Below are 20,516 nucleotides of genomic sequence, written 5' to 3' on the forward strand. Positions count from 1 at the left end.
CGCGCTTCAGAACTTGAAGTTCGCGAACGCGCGCACGCCGATCCCGGGCAGCAGCACCTCGTCCTTGGTGTAGGAGACCGAGTTGCGGATGTTCTCGTTCAGAAGATTGTTGCCGACGAGACCGACCAGCATCTCGCGCGCGCCGAAGGCGTTCGGATTGAGCTTTGTCTTGTAGCTGACCTCCGCCTTGAGGAGATTGTAGCCCGGCGTCGGCGTCTCCGCGATTGCTGCGATGTTGTTCTGCGGGAAGGCGTGCAACAGGTTGACACGCATCAGCCAGTTGTCGTCGCGCCAGAACAGGCCGCCGCCCATCCTTAAAGGTGGTATCCGTGGCACGTTGGTGCCGTCGGTGAAAGTGGCGCGGACCACGTCGCCCTGGGTCTCGATGCCCCAGATCCCGCCCTTGATAGCTCCGACGTCGAGCTGCGACTGGAACTCGCCGCCGCGGAAGTTCGCGTTCGCTTGCGAATAGACGGCCTGGTTCACTTCGGCACCCGGCGTGCCGCAGGAGGCAAAGTCGTCGCCGCACATCACGCCGGTGAGCCGGCGATAAATGAAATTGTCGAAGTGGGTGTAGTAGGCGGTGGCCTCGAAGCGGAACGGGCCGGTGGCCTTGCGCAGGCCGATCTCGACGGATTCTGCCGTCTCGATGGTGAGGTTCGGATTGCCGATGTCGAAGGTCGCGGTCGCATCATGCGCGCCGCGCGAAAACAGCTCGGCGGGTTTCGGCGCGCGCTCGACATATTGCGCGGTGATGCTGCCGACCGTGCCGCCGGGAAGGTCCTGCAACAGCCCGATGCTGCCGCTCTTGGGCGTAAAGGACGGATTGCGGACGATGCTCGTCTGCGGGGTGCCGTCGGGCAGGAAATCCGCCGGGAAATCCGGCGTCGAGCCGTGCAGCTCGACATGCTCGATCCGGCCGGCGATCTGCGCCCGGGTGTGGTCGCCGAATTTGAACTCGTTGAAGACGTAACCGGCGACGCGATAGTTTCGGTTCGGGTCCCACAGGCCGTTGAACAGTGTGCCCGGATTATCCGGGCTCGGCGCGGTCAGCTCCTGATGGCCGGCCTGGAAGCCGAACGCGGTCGTCACCTCCGCAAAGCGGGCATTGAACGGCATCAGCTGGGTCTCGATGCGCATCTCCTCCTCGCGGTTGGTGAACGTCTGCCGCACGCCGTCCGTCGCCGGGTCAGTGGGATCAGCGAGTCCGAGCTCGTTGTGGCGGTAGTTGGTGGCGCCCATCCACAAGCGGATGGTGTCGATCGCGGCGGCATCCGGACGGTACTCGCCCTTGACGTTGATCTTGGTCTGATGCGCGTCGATGCGGGTCTGGTGATCGGCACCATCGATGCCGGGGATATGATAGAGCGCATCGTTCTCGGTGATCGACGCGCCGATATAGCCGCCCGTGAAGAAATAGGACCCGCCGATCGATGCGCCGTCGCCTTGCGTCGCCGAGTTCGGTTGATGGCTGCCGACCGGGCGTGTCTGGTCGAACAGATAGGGATAGCTCGGGATCGAATAGTCGGAGGTCTTGCGGCCGTAGACATCGGCATGGAATGCGAAATTGCCGCCGCCGGTATCGAGCAGCAGACCGCTCTCGACGCCGCGATCGACCGAGCTGAGGGAGGTGCGGGTCTCGGCCGTCACGCAAGGCGAGGTTTCAGCGGTGGCGAGGGGCGCCTTGGCCGGCATGCCGTAGGTCTGGAACGAGGGCGCGCAGGAGGGCAGAGCATCGGGGATGCGATTGTTGGTCGCGCTCACCACGCCGCCGATCGAGGTCGAGCCGTAGCGCAAGGCAGCGGGGCCGCGCACCACCTCGATCTGATTGGTCGCCAGCGGATCGATCGGAACGAAGTGATCTTCGCCAAGATCGGACGCGCCGCCCGCATTGGTGCCGTTCTCGACGATGCCGACGCGGTTGACGTCGAGCCCCCGGATGATCGGCCGGCTCGACGCACCGGGCGCGAAGCTCGAGCCGGTGATGCCGGGCTTTGCGAACAGGAGGTCGCCGAGCTGCCCGCCGCCGTCGCGGCGGATCTCCTCGTTCGGCACGACGGTGACGGTTGCGAACTGGTTGGTGACGATCGGCAGCACGCCCTGTTGGGGCGTCGCTTGTGCTTGGGCCTCGGCTTGGGCCGGCTCGGGCGGATGCTCGCGGTGGCGGGCGGCCGTGCTGCGCGCAACGCGCGTCGTCGGGCGCGCCGGCACGATCGCCCTGCGGACGATCGGGCTTGGTGCGGTCACCTCGACCGCGGGCAGCTCTGTGGAGGATTTGTCCTGTGCGATGGCGGGTGTGGCGGCAAGGCCGAGCACGAGCCAGCTTGCTCCGCTCAGGCGCTGCGCACGCCTTGGATAAGATGTCATTGTCTTGCTTCCAATCAGGTGCCGGCAACGGCTGTGTGTTGACAGGCGGCGACCTGCCGTCTTGATCCGACGGAATTCGACCTCAACTGCTCCCGGGTGCTCGTCCGCGCGTCAGAAGCGAGCGAGTCCAGGCGTGCTCTATGCTGGAGAGATCAGGAAGCGGGAGGGGCGCGTGGCTGGAACGCGTGGCTCGCCGACTTCAGATGGATGAACTCGGCGTCGGTGGTGCGGTAGAGGAATTCGACCGCCTGCGGCAGATGCAGCAGCGGCGGCGTCGCGAACACGACGGTGCTCGCCATCGAGACCACGGCGCAGATCGCGCAATTGTCGTCGCCCTGCTGGTCGTGGTCGGGGCTTGCCGGCGACTGCTTCTGCAGCGCTGCACGATCGATGGACGCGATGCCGCCCGCCTGCTGCGACGACTGGAGCAGCGGCGCAGCCTGCGCGAACCAGTGGCTGTGGCCGAAGGTCAGCGCGAACTGCACCAGCATCGCGAAGATCGCGAGGCGGGCGCCGTGCCGGATGTTCGATCGGAACCACTTCATTTGCAAACGCACCCGCACATCGCGAAGACCAATCCCACGGCGATCACGATGTTACAATGTAACATCGCAGGATCATTGTGCGGATGTCAACCGCAGGAGGCGCGGCCGCGATGGCCGGCTTCCCGCTGTGATCTTCATGCAACGGAATTCGTTCGGCTCAGCGCCCTTCGCGTACCCAGGTCGCGGCGAATGCACCGAGCAGCAAGAGCAGCCCGATCAGCCCGGCGAAGATCGGCAGCACGCCGACGCCCTTCACCACGCTGGCATCGCGCATCCTGACCCCCATCCAGCCGTCGCCGTGGAAGACGCTTGCCGAGCGCACCGGCACGACACGCGGCAGCTCGACGCTAGATCCGTCGACGACGCGCACGGCGTCGCCGCCGGTTGCCTGCGTCAGCGGCCTCAAGGTGTCCGTGGTGGAGGTAACCTCCGAAAACTCCTTCGGATTGGTCGGGCCGACATTGATCAGCGCCTTCAGCGTGCCGTCAGTGGCCTGCCAGAGACCGAGCTCGCCAGCGGGCAGGCTCGCGCGCCATTCGCCGGGATCGCCGGCATTGAGCGTGAGATCGCGCGTCACGCCGGAGGGCGAGGTCACCGTCACCGGCTGCACGGTGTCGGCCATGGTCTGGCGCACCACCACCAGATCCTTGCCTTGCACCTGAAGGCGCAACGCCTCCTCGTCGAGATCCGGTTGCTTCATCAGCCAGTGCGACATCCGCCGCAAGAGATCTAGATGTGGGCCGCCGCCCTCATAGCCGCGCGCCCACAGCCAGATGTGGTCGGAGAGGAGAAGTGCGACGCGCCCTTCGCCGTAACGCGACAGGAACAACAGCGGCTTGCCGTCGGCGCCGGTCATCACCGGCGAGCCGGTCGCGTTTCGTGTGTCGACGGTACGGAAGAATCGAGCCCAACGCGGCGGCTCGGAGTTGGAGCCTTCGAGCCCCCGCGTCACCGGATGGCGCTTACCGGTGTCGGAGAGATGCGCGTAGAACGGCTTCTCGGTGACGCCGACCGGCTCGGCCGGCAGCACCGAATCGAGCGGCGTGCGCCAGATGCTGGTGTTCGACGCGTAGTCGGGACCTGCCGAGACCAGCACCGCGCCGCCCGAGCGGACATAGCGCGCGATGTTGTCGAAATAGGCGATCGGCAGCACACCCTGGCGGGCGTAACGATCGAAGATGATCAACTGGAATTCGTTGATCTTCTGCTGGAACAATTCGCGGGTCGGAAACGCGATCAGCGACAATTCGTTGATCGGCGTGCCGTCCTGTTTCTCCGGTGGCCGCAGAATGGTGAAATGCACGAGGTCGACGCTGGCGTCGGACTTGAGCAGGTTGCGCCAGGTGCGCTCGCCGGAGTGCGGCTCGCCGGAGACCAGCAGCACGCGCAGCTTGTCGCGCACGCCGTCGATCGCGACGACGGCGCGGTTGTTGACCGGCGTCAGCTCGTTCTCGAGCGGCGAGGCCTCGATCTCGACGATGTTCGGGCCGGCATGCTTGATGTCGACGTCGACGCTTGCGGTCTGGCCACTCGACAATGTGCGTTCGCTGATCGTCTCGCCGTCGCGGCGGATGGTCACCTTGGCGCGATCGCCGGTCACGCCCTGGTCGTCGAGGCGGTAGGTGATGGTCTGGGTCTGGCCGACGATGCCGAAACGCGGCGCGGCTGTTATCGCGATGCGGCGGTCGCGCTCGTTCTTCTGGCCGGTGATCAGCGCATGCACCGGCGCCTGGAAGCCGATCGCTGCGGCATTGGCGGGGATGTCATGCACGCGGCCGTCGGTGATCAGGAAGGCGCCGGCGACGCGATCGACCGGCACGTCGGAGAGCGCGGAGGTCAGTGCGCCGAACAGTTTTGTGCCGTCGGTCTCGCCGTCGGCCTGTCCGGCCTCGACGACGCGGACTTCGAGGCCCTTGATCCGCTTCAGGCTGTCGACCAGTGCCTCCTGCGCCTGCGCGGCTTCCTTTGTGCGATTGCCGAAGTTCTGGCTCGGGCTCTTGTCGACGACGACGGCAGCGACCGAGGAGAGGGGATCGCGGTCCTCGCGGGTGAAGGAGGGGTTTGCGAGCGCAAGCAGGAACAGCGCCAGCGCCGCGACGCGCACCGCTGCGCCACGTGCGCGGGCCAGCAGCAGGAGGATAGCGATGACCACGATCGCGCCGAGCGCGATCCACAAAACCATCGCAGGGACAAGCGGCGTGAACGCGATGCCGTAATTCATATCCGTCCTATTGCCCCAATCGCTCGATCAGCGCCGGCGCGTGCACCTGGTCGGCCTTGTAGTTGCCGGTCAGCGTGTACATCACGATGTTGACGCCGGCGCGGAAGGCGAATTCGCGCTGGCGCGGCTCGCCCGGCGTCATCGGCAGCATCGGCTGGCCGTCGGGTCGGATCGCCCAGGCTCCCGCAAGATCGTTCGAGGTGATGATGATCGGCGAGACGCCGTCGCCGCCGCGTGCCGGGCGCTGCGCGCTGTCGTCCTCTTCCTCGCGCGGCAGGGTCTCGACCCAGGTCTGTCCGGTGTTGAAGCGGCCGGGGAAGTCGCGCAGCAGATAGAACGTCTTGGTCAGCACGTGCTCGCGCGGCACAGGCTCGAGCTCGGGCACGTCGAGCGAGGAGAGGATTTCGCGCAGCGCCTGCATGCCCGGCGTCTGCGAGGCGCCATTCTCGCCGGGCGATGCTTCGACGGCGTCGCGGGTGTCGAAGATCACCGTGCCGCCTTGCTTCATGTAGGCGTCGATCTTGTTGATGGCGTCCTGCGGCGGCTTCGGCGCGCCGGGAACGATTGGCCAGTAGATCAGCGGGAAGAAGGCGAGCTCGTCGCGCGAAGGATCGACGCCGACGGGATCGCCGGCCTCGAGCGCGGTGCGCTGCGCCAGGAACAGCGTCAGCCCGGACATGCCGGCTTTGACGATGGAATCGACGTCGGCATTGCCGGTGACGACGTAGGCAAGGCGGGTCTGCGACACCGCCTTCATCGCAAAATCGTCGGTCGCGCTGTCGGCGCGTGACGGTGCGGGCGAGGCCAGGCTGGCGAGCACCAGTCCGATCGCGAGCACGGCGGGCGCGGCGCGCCGGCGCAAGAGCGCGGCAAGGCCGCCGCCGAGCAGCGCAACGATGATGGCGTCGATCAGGAACAGCGCCAGCGAGGTCGAGAGCAGCCAGCCGCGCAAGTCGCGCGGTTCGGCGTTGGTGTAGGTCGCATGACGGGCGCGCAGGCTCGCAGTGTTGAGCGGTGCGATGCGGTCGGCGGCGGCAAGCGTGTTCACGGCCAGCGGTCCCTCGGCCGGGCCGTAGAAGCCGGGCGGATGATCTGATGTGGCGCGGTCACGGTAGTCGGCCGACAGCGGCTTGGCGGTTGCCGGCGGCGGGCCGAAGGCGCCAAAGCCGTCGAGGATGTGCAGTGGCGCCACCGTCTCGGCGGTTGCTTCGCCGGCAACGCCGGCGCCGGGTTTGGAAGTGTAGCCGGACATGTCGACGATCCGCCTCAGCATTTCGACAAAGGTGCCGGACATTGGCAGGTCCGACCAGCGCATGTCGGCAGAAACGTGGAACAGGCTGACCAGACCCTTGCCGCGATGCTCGCCGGTGACGAGCGGCGTGCCGTCCTCGAGCGAGGCCCAGCTCTTGGTCGCGAGCACCGCATCGGGCTCGGCCAGCACTTGGCGGCTCACGGTGACGTCCTTGGGGACGGGGACGCCGGCGAACGGACCGTCCGCGGTGAAGGCGGCGAGGTGCTGCGGCTTCTCCCAGGTCAGGCTGCCGCCGAGCGTGCGGCCGCCCTTGCGCAGCTTCACCGGCACGAGGTCGTCCTCGGCCTGTGCAAGGCGGGGACCCGCGAAGCGCACCAGCACGCCACCCTGCTCGACCCAGGCGTTGAGGCGCTCGCGGATTTCGGGGGCGATGGTGCCGACATCGGCCAGGATGATCATCGGCAGCTTCTGGTCGAGGAATTGCGTGATGCCCTGCTGCGGCGCGCCCTTGTCGGCGAGGCGGACGTCGGCGAAAGGCGCCAGCGCGCGGGTGAGATAGAAGGTCGGTGCCAGCAGCGGCTGCGCGGTCTCGCTGGTTGCGCCGGAAACGATGCCGATGGCGCGGCGCCGCCAGCGCTTGTCGAGCAATTGCACGGCGCCCGCGGAACGCTCCCCGGAGATCTCGAGCCGCGTGATGTCGTTGCGCAGCTCGACCGGAAGGTCGAACGATGCCTCGGTCTCCCTGTCCTGCGGGGCGAACGCGTAGCGGGCTTCGCCGATCGGCGATCCCTTCTGGTCCAGCGCCCGCACGGTGCCGGCGGCAATGCCGCTGTCGGTGCGCAGCACCTTCACCACCATCTTGGCAGCCGCGTTCTCAGCCGCGACCAGCGCCAGCGGAGAGGGCGTGCCGCCTTCAAACACCGTCAAGGTGCGGTCTCCAATCGTCTTGGTCAGGCCCTGCAGGAATTCCTCGCCGCGGCCGGTGTCGACGCCGTCGGACAGCCAGGCGATCTCGCAATCACCGGTGGCTTTCAGGAAACGATCAATCGCGGTGAGAGTTTCAACGCGCTCGATGGAATAGGGTTTTGGCGTGAGCTGCCGCAGCGCAACGCGTGCCGCGCCTGCCGGCATCAACGTGATGTCGCGGTTCGGCTCGGACAGCGGCACCAGTGCGATGGCGCGGCGGTCGCTGTCGGCATTGGCGATCAGCTCGTCGGCGGCCTTGATCCGCGTGTCCCAGTTCGAGGCCGCGCTCCAGCCGTCGTCGAACATGATCATCAAGGGTGACTTGCTGCCGGCAAGGCCGGTCTGCGGATTCCAGATCGGGCCGGCTGCGGCGAAGATTACCAGCGCGGCGGCGAGCAGGCGCAGCGCAGTGAGCCACCAGGGCGTGCGCGAGGGCGTCTCTTCCTTCGGCGCGATGTCGAACAGCAGGCGTGTCGGCGGGAATTCGATGCGGCGCGGCCGCGGCGGCATCACGCGGAGCAACCACCACAGCACCGGCAGGCTGACGAGCCCGATCAGGAGCAGCGGTTCGGTGAAGGCGAGCGGCAGGCTTCCGATCATGCGGCGGGTCCCGCTTTGACGGTGGTCGAGCGCGCGCCCGATTTGCTGACCTGCATGCCGGCATGCAGGAACAGCAGCAGTTCGGCGGCGGAGCGATCGGTGACATGGGTGGCGAACAGCCAGTCGAGCTTGCCGGTCTCGTCGCGGATCTGGTCGCGATGCAGCGCAAGCCGCGCGGTGTAGTCCTGCGCCCAGCTCTCGGCGCGCCCCGCCGTGATCACGCCAAAGCCCTCGGGCTCGACGAATTCGACGCGGCCGGAATAGGGGAAGGTCTCCTCGGCGGGATCGACGATCTGCACCAGCGTGCCATGGGCGCCGGAGCCGGAGAGGCTCGCGAGCGTGCTCCTGATCTCCGCGATCGGCGACCAGAAATCGGACAGCACCACCGTCTCGGCGAGCGCCGAAGGTACGAAGGACGGCGGCAGGCTCGGCCGTTCGGCGTCGTCATGCAGCATCGCCTGCGCCATCTTGTCGATGACGCTGCGGCTCGCGGTCGGCGCCATCAGGCCGGGAATGCCGACGCGCTCGCCGCCGGAGACGAGCAGCTCGGCCAGCGCGAATGCCACGATCAGCGTACGCTCGAGCTTGGAGTCACGCGCATTCTTCGAGGCGAATGCCATCGAGGGCGAACGGTCCGGCCAGACCCACACCGTGTGCGCAGCCTCCCATTCCTGCTCGCGGACATAAAGATGGTCGTCACGCGCCGAGCGGCGCCAGTCGACGTTCTGCGACGGCTCGCCGGAGACGAAACGGCGATATTGCCAGAAACTTTCGCCGGAGCCGGCGCGACGGCGGCCATGCAGGCCGTGGATGACGTTGGCGGCAATGCGGCGGGCCTCGAGCACCAGGCGCGGCAGTGAAGCGGCGAGCGTGCGGCTCTCGCCATCGGCACGTCGGATCGCAATGATCTCCTTCGCTGTGTGCCCGTTGTCTGCGGCCATCAACCGATCCGTGTCTTCAACTGCCGGATCACGTCCGGAATCGTGCGGCCTTCGGCGCGCGCCTGGAACGTCAGTGCCATGCGGTGCTTCAGCACCGGCTCGGCGAGGTCGAGCACGTCGTCGATCGATGGCGCGAGGCGACCGTCGAGCAGCGCGCGTGCGCGCGCCGCCAGCATCAGCGACTGGCTGGCGCGGGGACCTGGTCCCCAGGCGATCAGCTTGCCGGTTTCGCCGCCGTCGGGGCCGGGACGCGCCGAGCGCACCAGCGACAGGATGGCCTCCACCACGGAATCGCCGACCGGCAGGCGCCGCACCAGCCGCTGGGCCGCGATCAGCGCATCCGCCGTCATCGATCCCTTTGCCAGCGTCTCTTCGGCGCCGGTGGTCTCGAACAGGATGCGTCGTTCTGCGTCGCGATCGGGATAGTCGACATCGATCTCCATCAGGAAGCGGTCGAGCTGCGCTTCCGGCAGCGGATAGGTGCCTTCCTGCTCCAGCGGGTTTTGCGTGGCCAGCACGTGGAAGGGCTTCGGCAAGTCATGACGCGCGCCGGCGACCGTGATGTGCTGCTCCTGCATCGCTTGCAGCAGCGCGGACTGCGTGCGCGGGCTGGCGCGGTTGATTTCGTCGGCCATCAGCAGCTGCGCGAAGACCGGGCCGGATATGAAGCGGAAGGAGCGCTTTCCGGCGGTGCTCTCGTCGAGCACTTCGGCGCCGAGAATATCGGACGGCATCAGGTCGGGGGTGAACTGGATGCGCTTGGCATCGAGACCGAGGGTGACGCCGAGCGTCTCGACCAGCTTGGTCTTGGCGAGGCCCGGTACGCCGATCAGCAGTGCATGGCCGCCGGAGAGGATCGTCACCAGCGTGTTCTCGATCACGCGATCCTGGCCGAAGATGACGGTTGCGATCGCCTCCTTGGCGGCGCGAATCTGCCCCGACACCTGCTCGGCCGAGCGGACGATCACGTCTTCGAGTTTTTCGACACTTTCCGCCATCCGTCAGCTCCTTAAGCCGTTCATGCGGCCTGCCTGCGTCGTCATCTCACGTCATGTAAGCTCGCGACATGCTAGCTCATGACATGTCAGCTCATCACATTGGTCCTGGGCCTATGCTAGACTTGCGCGAAGGCCCTGTATTCGCTGAATTAACCTATCCCCACCTTATCGGCTTCGGGATATGTACGGCATCACGAAGTGGCGACCTTGCACACCGGATGATTCCGGTGTGGAACCGCTCACCGAGGTACAACGTAGACCTGCACCAATCGTGCCAAAGACAAAGTCAGGGCAAACCATGGCGAACCAAGGGCAGAGCAACAATCCGGGTCTTGACGGGCTGACCGCCGCCGCCAAGAACGCCGGCGCTGCCCAGAAGGGTCTGCCCCCGGTACATCTTTGGAATCCGCCGTTCTGCGGCGATCTCGACATTCGAATCGCCTCCGATGGTACGTGGTTCTACATGGGCACGCCAATCGGCCGCCACGCGCTGGTCCGCCTGTTCTCGACCATCCTGAAACGCGAAGGGGACAAGCACTTTCTCGTCACGCCCGTGGAGAAGGTCGGGATTCGCGTCGATGACGCGCCGTTCATGGCGGTCGAGATGCAGAAGGAGGGCGAGGGCAGCCATCGCGTGCTGAGCTTCCGAACCAATGTCGACGACTGGGTGAGGTGCGATGTGGCGCATCGCTTGCGCTTCGAGCAGGCGGCGGACGGCGGGCTGACACCCTATCTGCACGTGCGCTCTGACCTTTGGGCCAAGGTGACACGCGCGCTCTATTACGATCTGGTTGACATGGGCGAGGAGCGGATGGTCGATGGCCAGCCAATGTTCGGTGTCGAGTCGGCCGGCGAATTCTTCGCCATGGCGGATGCCGAGCAGGTGAGGGCCGCGCTTTGACCAAGCCGTTTCCGAAGGACGAACCTGCCCGGTTGGGAGCGGCGGATTTTTTCGCCCGCTCCAAGGCGCGGCTGACCTTCGACGTGCCGCCCGCCCTCTATGATCCCAACATCGTGCCGATGTCGGGTGATCCCGGTACCGACAAGATGCTTCAGATCATCGCGCGCGAGCAGCCGGTCCGCCCCGCGGCGGTTCTGATCCCGGTGATCGATCGGTCCGAGCCGACCGTGCTCCTCACGCAGCGCTCGGTGCATTTGAACGACCATGCCGGTCAGATCGCCTTTCCCGGCGGCAAGATCGACGCAATGGACGCCTCTCCGCGCGATGCGGCGCTGCGCGAGGCCGAGGAAGAGGTCGGCCTGCTCCGCGACTTCGTCGAGCCGGTCGGCTATCTCGATCTCTATGGCACCGCCTTCGGCTTCCGCATCCTGCCGACGGTTGCAAGGGTCCGTCCGGGATTTGAGCTGGTGATCAACCATTCCGAGGTTGATGACGCCTTCGAGGTGCCGCTATCCTTCCTGATGAATCCGGCGAACCACCAGTTGCACAGCAAGGAATTCCGCGGCATGGAGCGCTTCTACTACGCAATGCCGTTTGCCGAGCGGTACATCTGGGGCGCGACAGCCGGGATATTGCGTGTGCTGTATGAGCGGATCTATTTGCCATGATCCGGCCGGCGCTGACCGAGATCGGAATCTTCCTCGTTCCCTTCGCGGTCTATGCCCTGTTCCTGGTCGCGACGCGCTCGGCCCTGTTCGTGCAATCGTCCTGGCCGGTCTACACCATCGCCCGCCTCCTCTTGGTCGCGCTGGTGCTGGTGATCGCAAGCCTGGTCGGACTTGCGCACTTCACCGGCGCCTCGCCGAACTCGACCTATGTCCCCGCGCATGTCGAGAACGGCAGGCTCGTGCCGGGCGTCGAGAAATAGGGGCTGGCCGATGAGCGCGGAACCCCTGCTTGCCGATGCCTCCTGGCTGACCTCCGGCGGGACCGCGCGCGTCCTGCAACTCCTGAACGCGGACGGCGAGGAGGCGCGCGTGGTCGGCGGCGCTGTGCGCAACGCGCTCCTCAAGTTGCCGCCGGGCGACATGGATATCGCGACCACCGCATTGCCGGAGGAGGTGATGCGGCGTGCCAAAAGCGCCGGCATCAAGAGCGTGCCGACCGGCATCGACCACGGCACCATCACCCTGGTCATCGACGGGCACCCGTATGAGGTCACCACGCTGCGCGAGGACACGGAGACCTTCGGCCGCAAGGCCAAGGTTGCATTCGGCCGTGACTGGGTGAGAGACGCCGAGCGGCGCGACTTCACCATGAATGGGCTCTCGGTCGACGCGAAAGGCACGGTGCACGACTATGTCGGCGGGCTTGCCGACGTTGCCGCGCGGCGCGTGCGCTTCATCGGCAATCCCGATCAGCGCATCGCGGAAGATTACCTGCGTATCCTGCGCTTCTTTCGCATCCATGCCGCCTTCGGCGCCGGTGAGCCGGATCGTGACGGCTATCTCGCCTGCATCCGCGGCCGCGCCGGGCTTGCGGGTCTCTCGGCCGAGCGGGTGCGCATGGAAATGCTGAAGCTGCTGGTCGCAGGCGGAGCTGCGCCCGCGGCGGTCGCCATGGCCGACGGCGGCCTCTTGCAGTCGCTGATCGGCGGCGTCGCCTATACCGGCCCGCTGGCGAGGATGATCGCGATCGAGCACGAGCTCGGCCTGCCGGCGAGCGCGACGCGGCGTCTCGCCGGGTTGACCGTCGCCGTCACCGAGGATGCCAAGCGCGTCGCGTCGCGGCTCCGGCTCAGCAACGCGGAAGCCAAGGCGCTGGATTCGATGGGGCACCGCTGGTGGCGATTCGCGGGTACGGACGAAGCCAAGGCGCGGCGGCTGCTCTATCGGCTCGGCGTCGAGCGCTATCACGATCGCGTGTTGCTGGCCTGGGCAAGGGACGCCGGCGAGGCGAATTCGGCGCGCTGGCGCGAGCTTGCCGAACTGCCGCAACGCTGGATGCCGCCAAAATTCCCGCTGAAAGCCGCCGACTTCATTGCGCGCGGCATGGCGGAAGGCCCCGCGCTCGGACATGTGTTGACGCTCGCCGAGGACGCTTGGCTTGCCGCGGATTTTCCCCTAGAGGAGGCGGCGCTCGCTTCCATCGCCGATCAAGCTGCGGCTCGCGTCAGCCGCGACGGGAAAAATTGACCATCGTCTCAGCCTTCGCCGATATCTCGATTTTGCAGCTCCTGCTGGTCGCGTTGATGGCGTTGTTTGCTTCGATCATCGGTGGTCTCGCAGGCTACGGCACCGGCGCCTTGATGCCGCTGGTGCTGGTGCCGATGGTCGGCGCCGAGCCCGTGGTGCCGATCATCGCGATCTCCGCGATCTTCACCAATCTCAGCCGCGCCGTTGCCTATGTCTCCTACGCCGATCGCCGCCGCGCTCTCGTCGTGCTCGCCTGCGCGGCGCTGACGACAGCGCTCGGCGCCTACGGCTACACGCGCCTCACCAATGCCGGCGCGGCGCTGGTGATCGGCAGCATGCTGATCCTGAGCGTGCCGCTGCGCCGCGTGCTGCGCAGCCGCCAGGTCAAGATCGGCAATACCGGCCTTGCGGCAGGCTCGGTCGGTTATGGCGTGCTGGTCGGCGGTACCTCGGGCTCCGGCGTCATCCTGCTCTCGCTGCTGATGGCGGCCGGCCTCGAAGGCGCAGCCGTGATCGCGACCGACGCGATGATCTCGCTCGGCACCGGCCTCATCAAGATCTCGGTGTTCGGCCTCGCTGGCGCTGTGACCGCGCAGGTGCTGGCATTCGCGCTCTTGATCGGCGGGATGGCGGTGCCGGGCGCATTCCTGGCCAAGGCCTTCGTCGAGCGGATGCCGGTGCACATCCACGCCGCGATCCTCGACGTCGCTGTCATCACGGGCGGGCTGGTGATGATCTCGGCGGCGGTGAAGCAGCTCCTCGCCTGAGCAGGCGGCCATCCCATGTTCCGCAATGGTGGCCTTGCCTGGGGTTGTTTTCGAGCTTTTTGTCTGACGGGGCGAAAGTGAGCCGAGGATTCAGATCACCTCTCCCCGCTGGGGAGAGGTGGACTTGAGGCGATCGGCTGAACTTGAGCTCATCAGGCCGCTGCGCCTACTCCTCGTCGTCGTCCTCTTCCTCATCCTCGTCGTCGTCCTCTTCGGGGCCGGCCTGTTCGAGCACGGCGAGCGGCAGCGTCTCGCGAAACAGGTTGCCTTCCATGCCCATCCAGAGGCAGAGCACGTCCTCCTCCTTGACATCGACGACGGTCAGCGGATGGCCGCCGGATTTCAGCATCACGACATCGCCGGCTTTCAGTTCCATGGATTTGTCCTCCGAGTTGATCGACGCGGGCGTGAGGCTAGCAAGCCGTCATGACATGCCGATCACGGGCGGCTGCCCGCGAGCATGGCGCTCATTAACTCCTGTGGATTGTCGCGATCTCGCCGCAGTTAGTCCGCGTGCGGGACCAGCTCGGTCAGCGAGCGGATGATGCGGTCGGGCTTCACCGTCGAGTCTTCGGGCAGGCCCTCGCCATGCACGTCCATCCAGATCGAATAGATGCCGAGGCGCTGCGGCGTCACGACTTCCCATTCCAGATTGTCGCCGATCATCCAGGTATCATCGGCGATGACGCCGAGCGCATCCATCGCGTGCAGATAGGCGCGCTCCTCGGGCTTGCCGAAACCGTGCTCGCCCTCGATCTGGATGTGATCGAAGCGGTGGGTCAACTCGAAACGCTCGACCTTGGCGCGCTGCATGTCGGCAGCCCCATTGGTCACCAGCGCGAGCTTGACGCCAAGCGCCTTCAGCCGGTCGATCGCCTCGTGCGCGCCGGGAAAGACGAACATCTCCTCCTCGCGATAGGTGGTGAAGCGGTCGGCGAGGCGAATGGCGAGGTCGTCCGGCAGGGCGCGATGCCCGCTCGCGGCGAGCGCGGCGAAGCCGCCCTTCACCGACAGCCGCCGTGCCTCGCCGAGCTTGAGCCGCCAGGCGGCCTCTGCATTGGCCCAGAAATTCCGCGCGAACGTCAGAACGGCTGCGGCGACCTCTTCCGGCTGCAGCGGTGCAAGCTCGGCGGCGAACTCGGTTGCGATCGTGTTCCAGGCGATCTCGGGACGGCCATAGGCCGAGAGGATGGTGTCGTCCATGTCGATCAGCATGGCGCGGGGGAGGGGCTTTGCGGTCTTCATCGAAATCATGGCCATTTCACTTCCGGCGGCAGCGAGGACAGGATCGAATCCACATTGCCGCCGGTCTTCAGCCCGAAGATGGTGCCGCGGTCGTAGAGCAGGTTGAACTCGACATAACGTCCGCGCCGGACCAGCTGCTCCTCGCGATCGGCTTGCGTCCAGGCGGTCGCGAAATTGCGCCGCACGAGCTCCGGATAGATCTTCAGGAAGGCACGGCCGACGTCCTGGGTGAAGGCGAGATCGGCTTCCCAGTCGCCGCTGTCGTGCCAGTCGTAGAAGATGCCGCCGATGCCGCGGGCCTCTTTTCGATGCGGCAGATAGAAATACTCGTCGCACCATTTCTTGTACTTGTCGTAGTCGGCAACGCCGTTCGGCCCGGTGCAGGCTTCCCGCATCGCGCCGTGGAAGGCGATCGCGTCAGCATCCTCCTGCGTGCGCCTCCGGTCGAGCACCGGCGTCAGATCGGCGCCGCCGCCGAACCAGGCTTTGGTCGTGACGACGAAGCGCGTGTTCATGTGCACGGCGGGGACGTTCGGATTGCGCATATGCGCGATCAGCGAGATGCCCGACGCCCAGAACCGCGGATCCTCCGCCGCGCCCGGGATCTGCGCGCGAAACTCGGGGGCGAACTCGCCATGCACGGTCGAGCAGTGCACGCCGACCTTTTCGAACAGGCGGCCGTACATCATCGACATCACGCCGCCGCCGCCGGGCGCGCCGGAGTGGTCCGTGCGCTGCCAGGGCGTGCGTTTGAAGCGGCCGGCTTCGCCGGGATGGAGCTCTTGCGGCGCGTCGTCCTCGAGCCGCTCGAAGCTTGCGCAGATGTCGTCGCGCAGAGACTCAAACCAGCTCCGCGCGCGTGCCTTGCGATCCTCGATCAGCGAAACGTCCATATGCAATTCCCGTCGCTAGCCAAGCGGAGTGTCGCGTAGGGGGCAAAGGCGCTCTTGCGCCGTGCCCACCACTTCTGCAACCGTCATTGCGGCGCCGAAGAGGTGGGCACGCTTTCGCTTTGTCCACCCTACGTATTTTCAACCCTGCGGACCGTAATAGGTGCAGCTCTCGTTGCAACTGTCGCGGTGGATGCTGACGCGGGTCAGTCCGCCGAGATGCTCGAGGCGCTCCCAGACGAAGCGCGAGAGGTTTTCCAGCGTCGGGGTGCCAAGCGCCTCGATCTTGTTGAGAAACTTGTGGTCGAGCGTCAGCCGCACGTCTTCGATCGCGCGCTGGAGCAGGCCGAGATCGACCACCATGCCGGTCTTGGGATCCGGCATGCCGCGCAAGCTCACCTCGGCGCGGAAGGAGTGGCCGTGAATCTCTTCGCTGGCCTCGCCAAAGGTCGTGCCCGACAGCGTATGCGCCGCCTCGAAGCGAAATGATTTGGTCAATTCCCACATCTTGTGAACGTCAGTCCTGTCTGATGCCGAGCTACCTGATGCCGAGCGTCTTGTGTGTTTGCACGCTGAGCCGCCATTGCGGGTGGCGCAGGCAATAGTCGATGGCGCGGACGGTGTTCTCGGCCACGTCCGGCCCGTCCATCGGTTGCAGCGAGAACCGCTCGAAGGCGAGGTCTTCGAAAGCGTCCGGCAGCGCCTGTGCCTGCGGATAGACCAGCTTCAGCTCGTGCCCGCGCCGTACGACGAGATCGCTTCCCGCTTTCGGACTGACGCAGATCCAGTCGAGTCCGTCAGGCGGGAGGATCGTACCGTTGGTTTCGACCCCGATCTCGAAGCCGTTCGCGTGTAGCGCATCAACCAGCGGGGCGTCTACCTGCAACAGCGGCTCGCCGCCGGTCAGCACGACATAACGGTTACCGTCAGTTCCCGTCCATTGCGCGGCAATCGTGGCCGCAAGGTCCTCGGCGGTGGCGTAGCGTCCGCCCAGCGTGCCATCGGTGCCGACGAAGTCGGTGTCGCAGAACTGGCAGACGGCGCCGGCCCGGTCGGCCTCGCGGCCGCTCCAGAGATTGCAGCCGGCAAAGCGGCAGAACACGGAGGCCCGCCCGGCATGGGCGCCTTCACCTTGCAGGGTCAGGAAGATTTCCTTGACCGCGTAACTCACCATGCTCTCCTTGAAACGCTAGATTGGAATATCGCGGACCTGCCGCAGCGCTTCGCCTGCGGCCATTGCCGCAGTCATCGCCACATTGAGCGAGCGCAGGCCCGGCTTGATCGGGATGACGAGCCGCGCGTCGGCGGCCGCGACCACCTCGTCGGTGACCCCTGCGCTCTCGCGCCCGAGCAGCAGGATGTCCGACGGCTGGTAGCGAAAATCAAGATAATTGGTTGCGCCCTTGGTGGTGAACAGCAGCAGGCGGAACCCTTGTTCCCTGCGCCAGCCCTCGAATTTCGACCAGGAGTCGTGACGGGTCACGCTGACCTGGTCCAGATAGTCCATTCCCGCCCGGCGGAACGCTCGGTCGGAGACCGGAAACCCCGCCGGCTCGATAATATGGGCGGCCATGTCCAGGCAGGCACAGAGCCTGAGAATCGTGCCGGTGTTCTGGGGGATGTCGGGCTGGAAAAGTGCGATCTGCATGGCGTGACGGCGCGTCGGTTGCGTTTGGAATTGTCTCAACAAAACATCGGTGGGCCCGGAATTCGTGCATTGCACGCTTCCGCGCCGATAGCGGGCTTGCGCTCGCCCGGCAAGGGTGCCAATAGAACGATTCTGGACTGCTGTTTCGCTCGTTTTGGCGCGGATCAAGCAAAGTTCTGCCGCCGCGGGGGGCCGCGGGCGCCGGCAGCCTGTTCGGGGGACCTTTGGGCGCCCCCTGGGGCGGTTCCGCCGGTCGCATAAGAAGAAAGGGTTGGAATCGTGACGACAGCGTCTTCGGCGGACCATCCGACACGCCGTGATTTCCTTTTCGTTGCAACGGGGGCAGCTGCGGCAGTGGGGGGCGTTGCGACGCTCTGGCCGTTCATTTCCCAGATGAATCCGGACGCCTCGACGATTGCCGCCGGCGCGCCGATCGAGGTCGATCTGACCCCGGTCGCCGAGGGCCAGGACATCAAGGTGTTCTGGCGCGGCAAGCCGATCTACATCAGCCACCGCACCAAGAAGCAGATCGAAGAGGCGCGCGCGGTCAACGTCGCGAGCCTGCCCGATCCGCAATCCGACGAGGCGCGGGTCAAATCCGGCCACGAGCAGTGGCTGGTCGTGATCGGCATCTGCACCCATCTCGGCTGCATTCCGATCGCCCATGAAGGCAATTACGACGGATTCTTCTGCCCCTGCCACGGCTCGCAGTACGACTCCTCGGGCCGCATCCGCCAGGGGCCGGCGCCCGCGAACCTGACGGTGCCGCCGTATCAGTTCGTCTCCGACACCAAAATCCAGATCGGCTGAGCTTCGGACCCCGCGCCCGAAGCTTCGAGCCGTCGCGTCGTTTATTTCCTCAGGATCGCATCATGAGCGGACCCTCCGACTACCAGCCGAGCAATCCAGCCCTGAAATGGATCGAGCGGCGGCTGCCGATCTTTGGTCTTATGCACTCCTCGTTCGTCGCCTATCCGACGCCGCGTAACCTGAACTACTGGTGGACCTTCGGCGCCATCCTGTCCTTCATGCTCGGGATGCAGATCGTCACCGGCGTGATCCTGGCGATGCACTATACGCCGCATGCCGATCTCGCCTTCCGCTCGGTCGAGCTGATCGTGCGCGACGTGAACTACGGCTGGCTGCTCCGCAACATGCATGCCTGCGGCGCATCGATGTTCTTCTTCGCCGTCTACGTCCACATGCTGCGCGGCCTGTACTACGGCTCCTACAAGGAGCCGCGCGAGGTGCTGTGGATCCTCGGCGTCATCATCTATCTGCTGATGATGGCGACCGGCTTCATGGGCTACGTGCTGCCGTGGGGCCAGATGAGCTTCTGGGGCGCCACCGTGATCACCAACCTGTTCTCCGCCATTCCCTATTTCGGCGAGAGCATCGTGACGCTTCTGTGGGGCGGCTACTCCGTTGGCAACCCGACGCTGAACCGCTTCTTCTCGTTGCACTATCTGCTGCCGTTCGTGATCGCCGGCGTCGTCGTCCTGCACGTCTGGGCGCTGCATGTTGCCGGCCAGAACAATCCGGATGGTGTCGAAGCCAAGACGGAAAAGGACACGGTGGCGTTCACGCCGTATGCGACGATCAAGGACCTGTTCGGCGTCTCCTGCTTCGTGATCTTCTATTCCTGGTTCATCTTCTACATGCCGAACTATCTCGGCGACGCCGACAACTACATCCCGGCGAACCCGGGCGTGACGCCGCCGCACATCGTGCCGGAATGGTACTACCTGCCGTTCTACGCGATCCTGCGCTCGATCCCGAACAAGCTCGCAGGCGTCATCGCGATGTTCTCGGCGATCATCATCCTGTGCTTCCTGCCCTGGCTCGACAGCGCCAAGACGAGGTCGTCGAAGTATCGTCCGCTCGCAAAGCAGTTCTTCTGGATCTTCGTCGTGGTCTGCGTCCTGCTCGGCTATCTCGGCGCGCAGCCGCCGGAGGGCATCTACGTGATCGCCGGCCGTATCCTGACGGTCTGCTATTTCGCCTACTTCCTGATCGTGCTGCCGCTGCTCTCGCGCATCGAGACCCCGCGGACGGTGCCGAACTCGATCGCGGACGCGGTGCTGGCGAAGGGTGGCAAGGTCGTGGCCTCCGTCGTGGTCGCGCTGGTTGCGGCCGGCGCGCTGCTGGTCGGCACGCTCGGCGATGCCCGCGCTGCCGAAGGCGGCGACAAGCCGCCGGGCATCAAGTGGTCGTTCGCCGGACCCTTCGGCAAGTTCGACCGCGGCGCGCTCCAGCGTGGCCTGAAGGTCTACAAGGAGGTCTGCTCCAACTGTCACAGCCTGTCCTATGTCGCCTTCCGCAACCTCGCGGAAGCCGGCGGCCCCGGCTATTCCGCGGCGCAGGCGTCGGCCTTTGCCTCCGAGTACAAGATCAAGGACGGTCCGAACGACCAGGGCGAGATGTTCGAGCGGCCGGGCCGGCCGGCGGACTACTTCCCGTCGCCCTTCCCGAACGAGCAGGCGGCTCGCGCGGCGAACGGCGGTGCGGCGCCCCCCGACCTGTCGCTGATTACCAAGGCGCGCTCCTACGGCCGTGGCTTCCCCTGGTTCATCTTCGACTTCTTCACCCAGTACCAGGAGCAGGGCCCGGACTACGTTGCGGCGGTGCTTCAGGGCTTCGAGGACAAGGTGCCGGAAGGCGTGACCATCCCCGAAGGCTCCTACTTCAACAAGTACTTCCCGGGCCACGCGATCAAGATGCCGAAGCCGTTGAATGACGGCCAGGTCAGCTATGACGACGGCTCGCCGACCACCGTCGCGCAATACGCCAAGGATGTCACCACGTTCCTGATGTGGACCGCGGAGCCGCACATGGAGGCGCGCAAGCAGCTTGGTTTCCAGGTGTTCGTGTTCCTGATCATCTTTGCGGGTCTGATGTACTTCACCAAGAAGAAGGTCTGGGCCGCCGCGCATTGAGCGGCCGGATAGCGCGAGAAACGAAAAAGCCCCCGCAAGGGGGC

19 protein-coding genes are annotated in these 20,516 nt (G+C 65.9%); 7 read left to right on the forward strand and 12 right to left on the reverse strand.

Annotated elements, in window-relative coordinates; all coding sequences use genetic code 11:
- Positions 1-6 precede the first annotated feature (6 nt).
- From ACV1FX_RS36495 to ACV1FX_RS36520, 6 genes are all read right to left on the reverse strand, one after another.
- Positions 7-2,367, reverse strand: a complete 2,361-nt coding sequence (locus tag ACV1FX_RS36495) for a TonB-dependent receptor (RefSeq protein WP_473122374.1) — start codon at positions 2,365-2,367, stop codon at positions 7-9.
- A gap of 152 nt (positions 2,368-2,519) precedes the next feature.
- Positions 2,520-2,912 carry a DUF2946 domain-containing protein gene (locus ACV1FX_RS36500; protein WP_473122375.1) on the reverse strand — a complete coding sequence of 131 codons (393 nt, stop codon included), beginning with the start codon at positions 2,910-2,912 and terminating at the stop codon, positions 2,520-2,522.
- Positions 2,913-3,069: 157 nt separating this feature from the next.
- The gene (locus tag ACV1FX_RS36505; RefSeq protein ID WP_473122376.1) at positions 3,070-5,133 is read right to left on the reverse strand and encodes a hypothetical protein; all 2,064 of its coding nucleotides are present in this window, start codon (positions 5,131-5,133) and stop codon (positions 3,070-3,072) included.
- Between the two features lie 7 nt (positions 5,134-5,140).
- A complete protein-coding gene (locus ACV1FX_RS36510; RefSeq protein ID WP_473122377.1) occupies positions 5,141-7,951 on the reverse strand; it encodes a DUF4159 domain-containing protein in 2,811 nt (936 codons plus the stop codon).
- Positions 7,948-8,892 (reverse strand): DUF58 domain-containing protein, encoded by a 945-nt coding sequence (locus ACV1FX_RS36515; protein WP_473122378.1) that lies wholly within the window; start codon positions 8,890-8,892, stop codon positions 7,948-7,950. Before ACV1FX_RS36515 ends, ACV1FX_RS36510 begins: the two co-directional genes overlap by 4 nt.
- Positions 8,892-9,890, reverse strand: coding sequence for an AAA family ATPase (locus ACV1FX_RS36520; protein ID WP_473122379.1), 999 nt, complete (start codon positions 9,888-9,890; stop codon positions 8,892-8,894). Before ACV1FX_RS36520 ends, ACV1FX_RS36515 begins: the two co-directional genes overlap by 1 nt.
- A gap of 298 nt (positions 9,891-10,188) precedes the next feature.
- Here ACV1FX_RS36520 and ACV1FX_RS36525 point away from each other — a divergent pair, with 298 nt between their 5' ends.
- From ACV1FX_RS36525 to ACV1FX_RS36545, 5 genes are read left to right on the forward strand one after another with little or no spacing between them, the layout of a single operon-like run.
- Entirely contained in the window at positions 10,189-10,791 is a 603-nt protein-coding gene (locus ACV1FX_RS36525; protein WP_473122380.1) for a DUF1285 domain-containing protein, read from the forward strand.
- The gene (locus ACV1FX_RS36530; RefSeq protein ID WP_473122381.1) at positions 10,788-11,459 is read left to right on the forward strand and encodes a CoA pyrophosphatase; all 672 of its coding nucleotides are present in this window, start codon (positions 10,788-10,790) and stop codon (positions 11,457-11,459) included. Before ACV1FX_RS36525 ends, ACV1FX_RS36530 begins: the two co-directional genes overlap by 4 nt.
- Positions 11,456-11,719: a DUF6111 family protein gene (locus ACV1FX_RS36535; RefSeq protein ID WP_473122382.1), complete on the forward strand. Its 264-nt coding sequence runs from the start codon at positions 11,456-11,458 to the stop codon at positions 11,717-11,719. The genes ACV1FX_RS36530 and ACV1FX_RS36535 overlap by 4 nt, the downstream gene beginning before the upstream one ends.
- Before the next feature lie 10 nt (positions 11,720-11,729).
- A complete protein-coding gene (locus tag ACV1FX_RS36540; RefSeq protein ID WP_473122383.1) occupies positions 11,730-12,986 on the forward strand; it encodes a CCA tRNA nucleotidyltransferase in 1,257 nt (418 codons plus the stop codon).
- Positions 12,983-13,753 carry a TSUP family transporter gene (locus ACV1FX_RS36545; protein WP_473122384.1) on the forward strand — a complete coding sequence of 257 codons (771 nt, stop codon included), beginning with the start codon at positions 12,983-12,985 and terminating at the stop codon, positions 13,751-13,753. The genes ACV1FX_RS36540 and ACV1FX_RS36545 overlap by 4 nt, the downstream gene beginning before the upstream one ends.
- 166 nt (positions 13,754-13,919) lie before the next feature.
- On the opposite strand, the gene ACV1FX_RS36550 is transcribed toward ACV1FX_RS36545, so the two are convergent.
- From ACV1FX_RS36550 to ACV1FX_RS36575, 6 genes are all read right to left on the reverse strand, one after another.
- The gene (locus ACV1FX_RS36550) at positions 13,920-14,129 is read right to left on the reverse strand and encodes a DUF2158 domain-containing protein (RefSeq protein WP_473122385.1); all 210 of its coding nucleotides are present in this window, start codon (positions 14,127-14,129) and stop codon (positions 13,920-13,922) included.
- Positions 14,130-14,257: 128 nt separating this feature from the next.
- Positions 14,258-15,007, reverse strand: a complete 750-nt coding sequence (locus ACV1FX_RS36555) for an HAD family hydrolase (RefSeq protein ID WP_473122405.1) — start codon at positions 15,005-15,007, stop codon at positions 14,258-14,260.
- Entirely contained in the window at positions 15,004-15,891 is an 888-nt protein-coding gene (gene hemF, locus ACV1FX_RS36560; protein ID WP_473122386.1) for an oxygen-dependent coproporphyrinogen oxidase, read from the reverse strand. The genes ACV1FX_RS36555 and hemF overlap by 4 nt, the downstream gene beginning before the upstream one ends.
- Before the next feature lie 138 nt (positions 15,892-16,029).
- A complete protein-coding gene (locus ACV1FX_RS36565; RefSeq protein ID WP_473122387.1) occupies positions 16,030-16,395 on the reverse strand; it encodes a 6-pyruvoyl trahydropterin synthase family protein in 366 nt (121 codons plus the stop codon).
- A gap of 31 nt (positions 16,396-16,426) precedes the next feature.
- A complete protein-coding gene (queE, locus tag ACV1FX_RS36570; protein WP_473122388.1) occupies positions 16,427-17,059 on the reverse strand; it encodes a 7-carboxy-7-deazaguanine synthase in 633 nt (210 codons plus the stop codon).
- Between the two features lie 18 nt (positions 17,060-17,077).
- A complete protein-coding gene (locus tag ACV1FX_RS36575; protein WP_473122406.1) occupies positions 17,078-17,536 on the reverse strand; it encodes a tRNA (cytidine(34)-2'-O)-methyltransferase in 459 nt (152 codons plus the stop codon).
- Between the two features lie 279 nt (positions 17,537-17,815).
- On the opposite strand from ACV1FX_RS36575, the gene petA reads away from it, so the two are divergent.
- Together petA and fbcH are read left to right on the forward strand one after the other, a co-directional pair.
- Complete coding sequence (gene petA, locus ACV1FX_RS36580; protein ID WP_473122389.1) at positions 17,816-18,346, forward strand: ubiquinol-cytochrome c reductase iron-sulfur subunit; 531 nt, start codon at positions 17,816-17,818, stop codon at positions 18,344-18,346.
- Between the two features lie 62 nt (positions 18,347-18,408).
- A complete protein-coding gene (gene fbcH / locus ACV1FX_RS36585; RefSeq protein ID WP_473122390.1) occupies positions 18,409-20,472 on the forward strand; it encodes a cytochrome b/c1 in 2,064 nt (687 codons plus the stop codon).
- The last annotated feature ends 44 nt before the right edge of the window (positions 20,473-20,516 follow it).

The sequence above is a fragment of the Bradyrhizobium ingae genome (assembly GCF_055791185.1).